The sequence below is a fragment of the Lysinibacillus sphaericus OT4b.31 genome (assembly GCF_000392615.1).
Taxonomy (GTDB): Bacteria; Bacillota; Bacilli; order Bacillales_A; family Planococcaceae; genus Lysinibacillus; species Lysinibacillus sphaericus_B.
Window position 1 is genome coordinate 1,637,761 of sequence record NZ_KB933398.1, and the last position, 12,862, is coordinate 1,650,622.

The 12,862-nt window shown below is 39.6% G+C and carries 8 protein-coding genes; all 8 read left to right on the forward strand.

Going from position 1 to position 12,862, the window contains the following annotated elements; genetic code table 11:
- Positions 1-113: 113 nt before the first annotated feature.
- Positions 114-839, forward strand: a complete 726-nt coding sequence (gene pyrH / locus H131_RS07415) for a UMP kinase (RefSeq protein ID WP_010858473.1) — start codon at positions 114-116, stop codon at positions 837-839.
- Positions 839-1,396 (forward strand): ribosome recycling factor, encoded by a 558-nt coding sequence (gene frr, locus H131_RS07420; protein WP_010858474.1) that lies wholly within the window; start codon positions 839-841, stop codon positions 1,394-1,396. Before pyrH ends, frr begins: the two co-directional genes overlap by 1 nt.
- 489 nt (positions 1,397-1,885) lie before the next feature.
- Positions 1,886-2,680 (forward strand): isoprenyl transferase, encoded by a 795-nt coding sequence (locus tag H131_RS07425; protein WP_010858475.1) that lies wholly within the window; start codon positions 1,886-1,888, stop codon positions 2,678-2,680.
- Complete coding sequence (locus H131_RS07430; protein ID WP_010858476.1) at positions 2,677-3,477, forward strand: phosphatidate cytidylyltransferase; 801 nt, start codon at positions 2,677-2,679, stop codon at positions 3,475-3,477. The genes H131_RS07425 and H131_RS07430 overlap by 4 nt, the downstream gene beginning before the upstream one ends.
- 108 nt (positions 3,478-3,585) lie before the next feature.
- Positions 3,586-4,731, forward strand: a complete 1,146-nt coding sequence (dxr, locus tag H131_RS07435; RefSeq protein ID WP_010858477.1) for a 1-deoxy-D-xylulose-5-phosphate reductoisomerase — start codon at positions 3,586-3,588, stop codon at positions 4,729-4,731.
- A 50-nt stretch (positions 4,732-4,781) separates the two neighbouring features.
- Positions 4,782-6,044, forward strand: coding sequence for an RIP metalloprotease RseP (gene rseP / locus H131_RS07440; RefSeq protein ID WP_010858478.1), 1,263 nt, complete (start codon positions 4,782-4,784; stop codon positions 6,042-6,044).
- A gap of 378 nt (positions 6,045-6,422) precedes the next feature.
- Positions 6,423-8,129 carry a proline--tRNA ligase gene (locus H131_RS07445; RefSeq protein ID WP_010858479.1) on the forward strand — a complete coding sequence of 569 codons (1,707 nt, stop codon included), beginning with the start codon at positions 6,423-6,425 and terminating at the stop codon, positions 8,127-8,129.
- Positions 8,130-8,417: 288 nt separating this feature from the next.
- Complete coding sequence (locus H131_RS07450) at positions 8,418-12,749, forward strand: PolC-type DNA polymerase III (RefSeq protein WP_010858480.1); 4,332 nt, start codon at positions 8,418-8,420, stop codon at positions 12,747-12,749.
- Positions 12,750-12,862 lie beyond the last annotated feature (113 nt).

A 12,862-nucleotide genomic window follows, 5' to 3' on the forward strand; every position in this document is an offset into this window, starting at 1 on the left:
GAAAACTATAGAATTTTCTATTCTTCTTATTCATAACTAGTAATTATTGTTAGTTATACTATAATGGAAAAGGAATAGAAATGTTTTAAATAAATGTCTGACGGAGGTTTACAATGAGTGTGCCACAATATAAACGAGTAGTCATTAAATTAAGTGGTGAAGCGTTAGCGGGAGAAGCTGGCTTCGGTTTATCACCAAAAATTATCAAATCTGTTGCAGAAGAAGTAAAAGAAGTAGTAGATCTTGATGTAGAAGTTGCTGTTGTTGTAGGTGGCGGTAACATATGGCGTGGAAAAATCGGTAGTGAAATGGGAATGGATCGTGCAGCAGCTGACTATATGGGTATGTTAGCGACGGTTATGAACTCATTAGCATTACAAGATGCACTTGAAAAATTAGGCATTGAAACACGTGTGCAATCTTCTATCGTGATGACACAAGTAGCAGAGCCCTATATTCGTCGTAAAGCAGTTCGTCATTTAGAGAAAAAACGTGTAGTTATTTTTGCTGCCGGTACGGGTAACCCGTTCTTCTCTACAGATACAACTGCAGCTTTACGAGCAGCGGAAATTGACGCAGATGCGATTTTAATGGCAAAAAATAATGTAGATGGTGTCTATTCAGCAGATCCAAAGGTAGACTCAACTGCCGTTAAATATGATACACTCACATACTTAGACGTTATTCAACAAGGTTTACAAGTCATGGACTCAACAGCTTCTACTTTATGTATGGATAACGATATTCCGTTAATTGTCTTCTCAATAACGGAACCAGGTAACATTAAACGTGCCGTGCAAGGCGAGAAAATTGGAACAGTTGTTAGGAGGAATATATAATGGCTAAACAAGTTTTAGAACAAGCTAAAGATAAAATGAACAAAACAATCGCTGCTTTTTCGCGTGAATTAGCATCAATTCGTGCAGGGCGTGCAAATGCATCACTACTAGATCGTATTACTGTCGATTACTATGGAGCGCCAACACCTATTAATCAACTTGCAGGTGTATCTGTGCCAGAAGCCCGCCTATTAGTAATCACACCTTACGATAAATCAGTTTTAGGTGAGATTGAAAAAGCGATCATGAAATCTGATATTGGTATTACACCAACAAATGATGGGACAATCATTCGTCTAATGATTCCTGCTTTAACGGAAGAACGCCGTAAAGACCTAGTGAAGCAAGTGAAGAAAGAAGCAGAGGATGCAAAAATTGCTGTCCGTAACGTACGTCGTGACGCGAATGACGATTTGAAAAAACTTGAAAAAGCTGGCGAAATCACAGAAGATGACCTACGTGGCTACGGTGAAGATATTCAAAAATTAACGGATGATTACATCGTAAAAGTAGATCAAGTAACGAAAGAAAAAGAAAAAGAAATTTTAGAGGTGTAAGCAGACGCTTTACACTCTTTGATGGAACTTTTTGATGAGATGAAGGCGTCCTATACATAACAGGACGTCTTTTCTCTTTTTAACTTATTTCAGTCGTAGTTTACCATCTTTTTGGTGAGAATTAATTTTTAATTTTTGCCAGTTGGCGTACGGATGCGTACTGAATAATGTTTAAGCCTCGGATAGATGTAGATTTTGAAGTAAGAAACACATAGGAAGTTAACCTCAAGTCCGCGTATTCACGTGATGATGGGTAACGTACGATATTGGTGAAAACGCCGCTTTTAGTGGTTTTAGCGAAATGTCTGACAGGGAGTCGGCCTAAGTGCAATTCAAAATCTTAGTCAAAATATAATTGATGAGGTGTTTTTGTTCTAAAATCAGCTAGTTCATACATAGTCAATTTAGAGGGAAAAAAAAGACAAAAAGCACTTTTGTTTGTTATGATAGGTGAGTATACGTCCGATTAGTTGTAGTGGGGGAGTTAGCATGTTTAAGAAGCTATTAGGTAAACAAGTAAATATTAATACACTATCATTGGAGGAACGAGTTGCCCTTTCTAAAAGCGAGCCAATTCCTGCCCATGTAGCGATTATTATGGACGGAAATGGACGTTGGGCAAAGAAGCGTGCAATGCCACGTGTTGCTGGGCACCATGAAGGTATGAAGACGGTACGAAAAGTAACGAGATTTGCGTCAGATCTTGGTATTCAAGTATTAACGGTCTATGCGTTTTCTACAGAGAACTGGAAACGACCAAAACCAGAGGTCGATTTCCTCATGCGTCTACCTGTAGAATTTTTAGGATCTTTTTTACCGGAAATGATGGAACGCAATGTACGTGTTGAAATGATTGGTGATCCGTCTCTACTACCAGCACATACGCAAAAAGCACTGTTTGAAGCGATGGAAGAGACAAAGCATAATACGGGACTAATTTTAAATTTTGCCTTGAATTATGGGAGTCGTTCAGAAATGGTCAGCGCTATGAAAATGATGCTTCAAAAAGTGCAGGACGGTCAATTAACGATGCAAGACATTAATGAGGAATGTATGTCGTCTCATTTAATGACAGCCCATTTACCAGAGCCAGACTTATTAATTCGTACAAGTGGTGAAGTACGATTAAGTAACTTTATGTTATGGCAACTCGCCTATACGGAATTTTGGTTTACAGATACATTGTGGCCAGATTTTAGTGAGGAAAACCTACTCGAAGCGGTGGAAAACTATCAGAAACGTAATCGCCGTTACGGTGGGTTGAAGGGAGAAGAAACAACTTGAAACAACGAATCATCACAGCAATAATTGCTGCAGCACTATTCATTCCATTTGTAATTTATGGGAAGGTACCATTTACACTACTTGTGCTAGCAATGGCTGTTGTCGGATTTTATGAAATACTAAAGATGAAAGGTATTTCAATTTTTTCAGTACCAGGCTTTATGGGCCTACTAACACTTATTATGCTTGTTATACCTAAGGACTGGGCAAGCGAGGTAGTGCATGCGATGGGTTATTCATCCGTTTTAATGGTTGTTTACGGATTGATGATGTTATTGCTTATTTATGTAGTACTTGTGAAAAATAAAATTACATTTGATGAAGTAGGCTTTATCTTATTAGGTGCATTTTATGTTGGTCTAGGTTTCCATTATTTAATTGAGACACGTAATTCTGGACTACAGTATGTTGTTTATTGTTTGCTTGTTGTTTGGACGACAGACTCAGGCGCCTATTTTGTCGGAAGAAAATTCGGCAAAAATAAGCTTTGGCCAGAAATATCACCAAAGAAAACAGTGGAAGGCTTTGTCGGCGGGATTGTTATTGCCGTCATCTTCGCTGTTGGCATGCAAGCGATTTATCCAATCGTAGATAGTTATGTGTCGTTGATTTTCATCACAATTTTCGCTTCCATTATTGGTCAAATGGGCGATCTAGTGGAATCTGCAATAAAGCGTCATTTTAACGTGAAAGATTCAGGAACTATTTTACCTGGGCATGGCGGCATTTTAGACCGCTTTGATAGTCTGTTATTCGTCGTGCCTTTACTACATTTTTTATATCTTATCGGTAACTAGAAAACCGTGATCTTAATGCTAAAGATTTCACCTCCTCTATAAGTGGTAGGCGAAAACCGGTTGTAGTTTTTCTTTATTTGCTTAGATAGAAAAAGGGGACGTTTTGTCGTGAAAAAAATTAGTTTATTGGGTGCCACTGGCTCTATCGGTTGGCAAACCTACGATATTTTAAAAGAACAACGTGATGCATTTCATCTTGTAGCTTTCTCTTCAGGAAAAAATATAGAGAAAACACGTGAGATGATTGAAGCGTTGCAACCTGAGCTTGTATCTGTTCAACTAGAACAAGATGCACTTACGCTCGCAAAAGACTATCCACATGTGCACTTTACATTTGGTGAAAAAGGACTTGTGGAAGTTGCTACACACCCTGATTCAACAGTACTAGTCAATGCAGTGCTTGGTAGTGTTGGATTAGAATCGACGCTTGCCGCAATTCGTATGGGTAAAACGATCGCCATCGCTAACAAGGAAACGCTTGTAACAGCAGGGCACTTAGTGATGGCTGAGGCGAAGAAGTACAATGCACCAATTTTACCGGTCGATAGTGAGCATTCGGCTATTTTCCAATCAATGAACGGTGAGAATCGAAAAAATATTGAACGCTTAATTATTACAGCGTCGGGAGGTAGCTTCCGTGACAAAACACGTGATGAACTAAAACATGTAACGGTAGCTGATGCACTAAATCACCCGAATTGGTCAATGGGCGCGAAAATTACCATAGATTCAGCAACAATGATGAATAAAGGGCTAGAAGTCATAGAAGCACATGTGTTGTTTGATATGCCTTATGATAAAATTGATGTACTTTTGCATAGAGAAAGTATTATTCACTCCCTAGTTGAGTATCATGATACTAGTGTTATTGCACAGTTGGGTACACCGGATATGCGTGTACCCATTCAATATGCATTAAGCTATCCAGATCGTATGCCGCTACATAATGGTCAACGACTTAATTTAGCGCAGATGGGTCAGTTGCATTTTAAAGACATGGACTTTGATCGCTACCCTGCATTGCGACTTGCCTATGAGGCAGGTCGTACAGGTGGTACCATTTTAACAGCGATGAATGCAGCGAATGAAGCGGCAGTTGCGGCATTTTTACAAGGGAAAATAACATTCCTTGAAATTGATGACACAATTGAGCGTGTGATGCATGCACATCACAATATTTCAGTGCCAGATTTGCAAACAATTTTACATGTGGACAGTGAGACAAGAAAAATAGTATTAGACATGGTAAAATAACGAACGAGAGTAAGATGACGTTAACTATTCGCTATTAAAGGTGGGGTATTATGCAAACAGCCATTGCATTTATTTTTATATTTGGATCCCTTGTGTTCTTCCATGAACTTGGGCACTTCCTATTTGCGAAACGCGCAGGAATTATGGTTCGGGAATTCGCGATTGGTATGGGTCCAAAAATTTATGGCAAGACACATGGTGAGACAATCTATACTATACGTTTATTGCCGATTGGTGGTTACGTTCGTATGGCAGGCGAGGATATGGACGGCTCGGAATTACAGCCAGGCTACCGTGTAGGGCTCATTGTCAATGAAGATAACATTGTTAAAAAGATAATCTTCAATCAAAATAATAGGCAATTACCAGACTTATTATTTTTAGAAGTTGAGCGTGCAGATTTAGAACAAGAGTTATTTATTGAAGGTTATGATGAAGAAGAAAAACTAGTTCGTTATAATGTCTCTCGAGATTGTGTACTCGTTGAAAATGGCAGAGAAACTTTAATAGCACCATATGATCGCCAGTTTAACGCAAAAACGGTTGGTCAACGTGCTATGACGATTTTTGCAGGGCCTTTGTTTAACTTTATTTTAGCATTTTTCATCTATTTGCTAATTGGTTTATTTAACGGTGTACCTACAAATGAGCCGATTATTACAGAAGTAGTAGAAAATGATCCAGCTGCACAGGCAGGTATGCTTGCAGGGGATAGGGTAACATCCATCGACGGACAAGTAGTTGAAAAGTGGCAGGATTTAGCTGCGATTGTCCAGGATCGACCAGGTCAAACAATTGATGTAACTGTTGAGCGTAGTGGCCAGTTAGTAAACTTGAATATGATGGTAAAAGAAGTCAAACAAGATGGCGAGAAATATGGTCAAATTGGTGTTCGTTATGAGAGCCCACGCGAATATAATCCGCTAAAGGCAGTCGTATTCGGTGCACAACAAACGTACAATATGACGATGAAGATTTTTGAGCTTCTGGGCATGCTTATTACTGGACAATTTACGATAGATGCTCTTTCAGGTCCAGTTGGTATATATAAAGCGACAGAGCAAGTAGCGCAGTATGGTTTCGTTAACTTAATGAATTGGGCCGCAATGTTAAGTATCAACCTTGGTATTATGAACTTACTACCTCTACCAGCACTAGATGGTGGCCGTTTGCTATTTTTTGGTTTCGAGGCGCTTCGAGGCAAGCCAATCGATCGCCAAAAAGAAGGCATCGTTCATTTTGTTGGCATTGTATTATTGATGATTTTAATGGTCGTAGTTACATGGAACGATATCCAACGATTTTTCTTTTAATGTAGATGGAGTGACCATTCAAATGGTAACTTCATTTACATTAAGCTTGGCGTCAAATATCTAAAGATACAAAGACAGCCAAGGTAAAATTGACTGTAAATATTAGCTTTGAGCGCAATTATTTTGGAAACATTGCGTTCAAAGCTAAATTTGATTATGCTAGAGAAGGAAACTTATCTATTTAACTTCCTTCAACATTTTCCCCACGCTACTAGAAGTGGGAAGAATGCGAAGTGAAGTTAACTTCAGTAGGATACGAACCCCTACTGATTAAAGTTAAGCCCCTGGTGATGCCATAGATAAAAGAGTGTATTGCGTTTATACAATGTTAAATCTAGACACACGCCGAGGCAAATTGATAAAAAGGTGGAACACTGAATGAAGCAAAGTAAAACATTTATCCCAACGCTACGTGAAGTACCTGCTGATGCAGATGTTAAATCACACAAGCAATTACTACGTGCAGGGTTTATTCGTCAAAATACAAGTGGGGTATACTCGTATTTACCGCTTGCAAAACGTGTCTTAACAAAAATAGAAAATATTATTCGTGAAGAGATGGAAGCTATCAATTCTATCGAATTATTAATGCCAGCCTTACAATCTGCAGAGCTTTGGCAGGAATCTGGTCGTTGGGAAAAATACGGACCAGAATTAATGCGTTTAAAAGACCGTCATGATCGTGATTTTGCATTAGGACCAACGCATGAAGAAGTGATTACAACTTTAGTACGTGATGAAATTAAATCATATAAAAAATTACCATTAACACTTTATCAAATTCAAACAAAATTCCGTGATGAAAAACGTCCTCGCTTCGGTTTGTTACGTGGTCGTGAATTTATTATGAAAGATGCTTATTCTTTCCACGCATCTCGTGAAAGCTTAGATGAAACATATGAAGATATGTATCGTGCTTATTCAAATATCTTCTCACGTCTGGGCTTAAACTACCGTGCAGTTATTGCTGATGCAGGTTCAATTGGTGGTAAAGGAACGCATGAATTCATGTGTCTTTCTGAAATCGGGGAAGATACTATTGCCTATTCGGATAGTTCTGACTATGCAGCGAACATTGAGATGGCTGAAGTAATTGTTGACTATCAAACATCTGCACAAGCATTAAAAGACCTTGAAAAAGTGGCAACACCAGATCAAAAAACAATAGAAGAAGTATCAGCTTTCTTAAATGTTGAAGCTTCAAATGTTATTAAATCATTAGTATTTGATGTTGACGGTGAATTAGTTGTTGTTCTTGCTCGTGGTGATCACGAAATTAATGACATTAAATTGAAAAATGCATTAAATGCAGGAACGGTTGAACTTGCGAGCGAAGTAGCTATTCGTGAACTACTTGGCTGTGGTATAGGCTCAATTGGTCCAGTTAAATTACCAGTTGACGTGAAAGTGGTAGCCGATCAGGCTATTAAATCCATTCGTAACGGTGTAGCTGGTGCGAATGAAGACGGTTTCCACTTAGTAAATGTTAACCCAGAGCGTGATTTCGCGGTGAATGAATATTTAGATATTCGTTTTATCCAAGAGGGAGATCCATCTCCAGATGGACAAGGTACGATTAAATTTGCAGAAGGTATCGAGGTAGGTCATATTTTCAAATTGGGTACAACATACTCTGCAAAAATGAATGGCACATTCCTAGACGAGCAAGGGAAGGCACAGCCATTTATTATGGGTTGCTACGGCATCGGCGTTTCACGTATTTTAGCAGCTGTAGCCGAACATTTCCAAGATGACAAAGGATTTACATGGCCAATACAATTAACGCCATATGATATCCATGTCGTGCCTGTTAATACAAAGGATGAGGCACAGGTTACGTTAGCAGATGAGTTATACGGCCTATTGAAATCATACCGCTATGATGTACTTTTAGATGATCGTGCTGAACGCGCGGGCGTTAAATTTGCGGATGCAGATTTGATTGGTCTACCTGTTCGAGTAACAGTTGGTAAAAAGGCATCTGAAGGTGTTGTCGAAGTGAAATTCCGTCAAACAGGCGAAACGTTTGAATGGCAAAAAGAAGAGGTCATTGATCGCTTAAACGAATTTTTCCGCAAGAACTAATATCCTTTTGAACGTGTTATCTCTAAAAGGATGTAGATGCTCCAAAGCGAAGCAATCTTTTTAAATGAGATAGGACAAGTAAAAAATTCGCGACAATCCTGCGGGAAAGCGAGCCATTCAAGACTTTACAGATGCTATGACATCTGTGAGCCTTGCGGATCGCCCGTGGAAAAGGAGCGAATTTTTTTGCATCAATTTTTAGTATTATGCGCTAAATAGAATATAGAACAAGAGGCTCTTCATACTGCCTCTTTCTTTTCATTAAAGTAGAAAGTAGGTGTCAACCGATTGGAACAGCAACAAGAGGCAAGAATGAAATTCCAAATGCTTTTGCAGCAATTAGAGTTAACTGATGATGTGTATATGTCCTTTTTTGAAGAAGGTGAGTTATCACGTTTAACCGTGCATAAAAAAAATAGGCTGTGGCATTTTACGATTAAATTACGTGATATTCTGCCGTTTCCGTTATATCAGCTTTTTCACACACATTTAGCTGAAAAATTTGCTGCTATTGCCCAAATCAATACTACCTTTGAAACCGTAGAAAAAAATGTAACAGAGGAACTAATTCAAGCATATTGGTTAACGGTTGTGGAACAAATCGATGATATGGCGCCGACATTGAAAAATTGTCTTGTATCGCAAATTCCTACATGGAACGGTCAAAAGATTACCTTATCATGCATGCAAGAAATGGAATTCATGATGCTAAAAACGAAGTATGCGGAGAAATTATCAGCGAGCTATAGTCAATTTGGCTTCCCGCCGATAGCGATGGATTTCATGCTACAAGATGCCACTGAAGAAATGCGTGCAGCACAAGAAGCCTTTATAGAGCAGAAGCGGTTAGAAGAAGCAGCAATGGCGCAACAAGCCGTGCAAGACTTCCAAAAACGTGAGCAGGACAAGAAAGATAATCCAGCCTTGGCGGCACTGGGGGATCGACCGTTCCAACTTGGTATGCATATTAAAGACGATGAAATCATGGAAATTAAGCGCATTGTTGAGGAAGAACGCCGTGTCATCGTAGAAGGCTTTGTGTTTGATACAGAAATTAAAGAACTAAAAAGCGGCCGTTCATTGTTACAAATTAAAATTACCGACTATACAGATTCCATCATTGTGAAAATGTTCTCACGTGATAATGATGATGCAGAACTCATGCAACATTTGAAAAAAGGAATGTGGGTAAAAGTACGTGGCTCGGTGCAAACCGATACGTTTATTCGTGATTTAATCGTCATGGCAAATGATATTAATGAAGTGAAAAAAGAAACGCGTCAGGACAAAGCACCAGAAGGCGAAAAACGTGTGGAGTTACATTTGCATACTCCGATGAGTCAAATGGATGCAGTGACACCCGTAGAGAGACTTGTGGCACAGGCGGCGAAGTGGGGACATCCGGCGATTGCCATAACTGATCATGCTATTGTACAATCTTTCCCTGATGCTTATGGAGCGGGGAAAAAACATGGCATTAAGGTCATTTACGGTTTGGAAGCAAATTTAGTAGATGATGGTGTACCCATTGCTTACGCCTCTGAGCATCGAGCATTAGAAGATACAACCTTTGTTGTCTTTGACGTGGAAACAACGGGCCTTTCTACAGCATACGATACGATCATTGAGCTTGCAGCTGTAAAAATTAAAGGTGGCCATGTGATTGACAAGTACGAAAGTTTTGCCAATCCGCATCATGCCCTTTCAGCAACGACCATTGAACTGACAGGCATTACAGATGACATGGTACGCAATGCCCCAGAAGTCGAGCAAGTCATCCATGAATTCCATGCATTTATAGAGGACGCTATCGTTGTGGCACATAATGCTTCCTTCGATATGGGCTTTTTATATACCGGATATAAAAAATATGGTCTAGAAGATACTGTTCATCCAGTAATTGATACGCTAGAGCTTGCACGTTTACTATACCCAACAATGAAGAATCATCGCTTAAACACACTTTGTAAGAAATTTGGGATTGAATTAACCCAGCATCACCGTGCTATTTATGATACAGAGGCAACAGGCTATTTACTATTGCATCTGTTAAAAGAAGCGGATGAACTGGGTATTAAATATCATGATGATTTCAACAAGCATGTCGGTGGTGGTGATGCCTATAAAAAAGCACGACCAATGCACTGTACAATTTTAGCAGTCAATAATGATGGCTTGAAAAATCTGTTTAAAATCGTGACACATGCCCATACAAAAACCTTTTACCGTGTACCCCGTGTAACACGCGCAACGCTTGAACAGTATAGAGAGGGGCTATTAGTCGGCTCAGGCTGCAGTAATGGTGAATTGTTTGAAACGATGATGAATAAATCACCAGAAGAAGCGGAACAAATAGCGAGATTTTATGATTATATTGAAGTGCAACCGAAAGCTGTCTATGCACCATTAATCGAACGTAATGTAGTGCGGGATGAATGGACGATCGAGGATATTATACGTAAGCTTGTAAAGCTTGGGAAAAAGCTTGATAAGCCAGTTGTTGCAACTGGCAATGTTCATTACTTAGATCCAACAGATGCAATGTTTAGACAAATATTGATTGGTTCCCAAGGGGGCGCCAATATTTTAAATAGATCGAAGTTACCGGAGGTTCATTTTAGAACGACGGATGAGATGCTCCATGAATTTGATTTTTTAGGGCCAGATATTGCGAAAGAAATTGTTGTGACAAATTCCCAAAAAATAGCGGATATGATTGGGGATGTAAAACCGATTAAGGATGACCTCTATACACCGAAAATTGAAGGCTCTGATGATGAAGTAACAAATTTAACGTATGAGATGGCCCATCGCATTTACGGTGACGAGTTACCAGAAATCGTCAAGGCTCGTATTGACAAGGAATTAAAGTCGATATTGGGACATGGTTTTGGTGTTATCTATTTAATTTCCGCGAAGCTTGTGAAAAAGTCATTAGCAGATGGCTATTTAGTAGGGTCTCGTGGTTCGGTTGGTTCTTCCCTTGTCGCTACTTTTATGGAAATTACCGAAGTAAATCCACTGCCACCTCATTATATTTGTCCAAATTGTAAGCATGTGGAGTTTTTTGATGATGGTTCGGTTAGCTCAGGCTATGATTTGCCAAATAAGGACTGTACGGAATGTGGCACAGCGTATAAAAAGGACGGTCAAGATATTCCATTCGAAACTTTCCTAGGCTTCAAAGGAGATAAAGTCCCTGATATTGATTTGAACTTCTCAGGGGAATATCAACCGCAAGCACATAACTATACAAAGGTATTGTTTGGAGAAGATTATGTATTCCGTGCAGGGACAATCGGTACAGTTGCGGAGAAGACAGCTTATGGCTACGTAAAAGGCTATGCAAACGATCATAATCTACACTTTCGTGGTGCTGAGGTAGATCGTTTAGTTCAAGGCTGTACAGGAGTAAAACGTACGACAGGGCAACACCCAGGTGGTATCATCGTAGTACCAGATTATATGGATATTTATGATTTCTCACCAGTGCAGTTTCCAGCAGATGCACAAGATTCAGAGTGGCGTACAACACACTTTGATTTCCACTCCATTCACGATAATATTTTAAAGCTCGATATACTCGGGCACGATGATCCGACCGTTATTCGGATGTTGCAGGATTTATCGGGTATTGACCCAAAAACCATTCCAACAGATGATCCGGTCGTGATGAAAATTTTTAGTTCGCCTGAATCCTTGGGTGTTACTGAGAAACAAATTGGTTGTAAGACAGGAACACTTGGAATTCCAGAGTTTGGTACACGTTTCGTGCGTCAAATGCTAGAGGACACAAAACCATCTACGTTCTCAGAGCTTGTGCAAATATCAGGACTCTCTCATGGAACGGACGTTTGGCTGGGTAACGCACAAGAGCTCATTCAAAATGGCACTTGTGTACTGAAAGAAGTAATAGGCTGTCGTGATGACATTATGGTCTATTTAATCTATCAAGGGCTTGAACCATCGTTGGCCTTTAAAATTATGGAATCCGTTCGTAAAGGGAAAGGGTTATCGGGGGAATTTGAAGCCGAGATGCTCGCAAATAAAGTGCCAGGCTGGTATATCGAATCATGTAAAAAAATTAAATACATGTTCCCGAAGGCCCATGCCGCCGCTTATGTCTTAATGGCGGTACGGATAGCTTGGTTTAAGGTTCATTTCCCGATTCTCTATTATGCAGCGTACTTCACAGTGCGAGCAGATGATTTTGATTTAATTTCGATGACACAGGGGTCACAAATGATTCGTGCGAAAATTGATGAAATCAATATGAAGGGCTTAGATGCTTCAACTAAAGAGAAAAACTTACTAACGGTCATGGAACTTGCGCTTGAAATGTGTGAACGTGGTATGAGTTTCAAAAAGGTTGACTTGTATCGTTCCCAAGCTAGTGAGTTCATAATTGATGGTAATGCCTTGATTCCACCTTTTGATGCGATTCCTGGTCTTGGTACGAACGTTGCAAAAACAATTGTAGCTGCTCGTGAAGATGGAGAGTTTTTATCGAAGGAAGATTTACAGCAACGCGGTCGAGTGTCAAAAACACTTATTGAGTATATGGATCAATTAGGGTGTTTGGAAGGGATGCCAGACGCGAACCAACTGTCATTATTTTAACGATACTTTATTGTCCTAAATAAGGAAATTTGCAATGTAATGTGAATTGTGCTATCCTTATGGTAATAATTTGTTGATAGTTTTCCAGCAAAAGAGTGGGTCCTTCCCGCTCT

Coding starts and splice junctions, on each gene's coding strand:
- frr (WP_010858474.1), top strand. CDS start 839: ATGGCTAAACAAGTTTTAGAACAAGCTAAAGATAAAATGAACAAAACA.
- rseP (WP_010858478.1), top strand. CDS start 4,782: ATGCAAACAGCCATTGCATTTATTTTTATATTTGGATCCCTTGTGTTC.
- pyrH (WP_010858473.1), top strand. CDS start 114: ATGAGTGTGCCACAATATAAACGAGTAGTCATTAAATTAAGTGGTGAA.
- H131_RS07445 (WP_010858479.1), top strand. CDS start 6,423: ATGAAGCAAAGTAAAACATTTATCCCAACGCTACGTGAAGTACCTGCT.
- H131_RS07425 (WP_010858475.1), top strand. CDS start 1,886: ATGTTTAAGAAGCTATTAGGTAAACAAGTAAATATTAATACACTATCA.